This is a genomic window from Chloroflexota bacterium, from assembly GCA_014360825.1.
Classification (GTDB): Bacteria; Chloroflexota; Anaerolineae; order UBA2200; family JACIWT01; genus JACIWT01.
This window is the reverse complement of the sequence record JACIWT010000061.1, coordinates 1-1,363: the sequence shown is the minus strand read 5'-3', so window position 1 is coordinate 1,363 and position 1,363 is coordinate 1. Positions and strand designations below refer to the sequence as shown.

The window sequence follows — 1,363 nt, the reverse complement described above, 5'->3', positions numbered from 1 at the left end:
CCAAGCCCGGGCTATTTTCTCCGAATTGGAAATAGATTGTCCTCAGCATGTCCCGATCAGTCGTCTTAGTCCGGCTACTCGGCAGATGATTGCTATCGCCACCGCTCTGTCTCAGAAAAGTCGGATTCTGATAATGGATGAGCCAACTTCGGCTTTAGCCGAAGGTCAAATCTTTAAAGTCTTTCAGCTGGTGCGCCAGCTCAAGGCTCGTGGTCTAGCGATCATCTACATTTCTCATCAGCTGGAGGAAATATTCGAGATAGCAGACCGGGTAACAGTGCTACGGAATGGCTCTTCTTGTGGCACATTCCCCTTGAGTGAAATAGATGAGGCCAACCTCGTGTGTCTAATTGTGGGTCGCGATTTCACATCCTATACCCCAGGCACTACCGCGACCTCTTTCGGTGCAGAAGCACTCGCTGTTAAAGGATTGACACATCGAGGCGTTTACGAAGACATAAATATGGTCGTCCACGAAGGCGAAATCGTGGGGATATTCGGCCAGGTGGGGGCTGGGCGGACGGAGTTGCTACGTGGTATATTTGGTGTGGACCCTGTAGATGCCGGAGAGATTCGGGTAGCCGGCACTCCTGTGCGCATTGACTCACCAATCACAGCTATTTGCCACGGGTTAGGTTTCCTCACTGAGGATCGCAAGGGGCAGGGATTGGTTCCATGCATGGGTGTCGCTGATAACATCGTACTGGCCAGTCTCGATTTCATTAGTCGGCGAGGACTCATTGACCTTGAGCGACGCAATGCCATAGCGGGGAGGTTCGTGCAGGAGCTGAATATTAAGACCCCGGACTTAAACCGCTGGGTAAAATTTCTAAGTGGGGGCAACCAACAGAAAGTGATCTTGGCTCGTTGGTTAAGCCGTTCGTGCCGCGTATTGCTGTTAGATGAACCGATGAAGGGCATTGACGTTGGGGCTAAAACGGAGCTCCGCCGGCTCATGCGGGACTTGGCGGGGAAAGGAGTGGCTCTGATTGTGGTCTTCTCTGATCCGGCGGAGGTTCTGGATATATGCGATCGCATTCTGGTTATGCGGGAAGGCCGAATAACAGGGGATTTTCTTCAGGGTGAGGTAACAAAAGAGCGGTTAATAGCCTGCTCCATTTGACCAAGTGGTAAGGCCAGGGGCTTCTTACGTGTTTCTGTAATAGAAGTAAAGAGAAAGGAAGTCAATGGATATCAACAGGGTTGTTTGGAAAAGAGCTTGGCAAAATGTGAAGATCGCTTGCCGTGCAGGGCTTCATTTGGCTTCTCAAGCAAGCAGTTTCATGCGAGGTATGCGAGAGGCAGGACTTATATTGGCGCTGCTTGGGATCTGCGGAGTATTGACCTTGCTTTCGCCCCGCTT

Annotated in this window: 1 protein-coding gene; it reads left to right on the top strand. The window is 51.3% G+C overall.

Going from position 1 to position 1,363, the window contains the following annotated elements; all coding sequences use genetic code 11:
• The first annotated feature begins 133 nt into the window (after positions 1–133).
• On the top strand, positions 134–1,123 hold the full coding sequence (locus H5T64_13500) for a sugar ABC transporter ATP-binding protein (protein ID MBC7265348.1): 990 nt from the start codon (positions 134–136) through the stop codon (positions 1,121–1,123).
• The last annotated feature ends 240 nt before the right edge of the window (positions 1,124–1,363 follow it).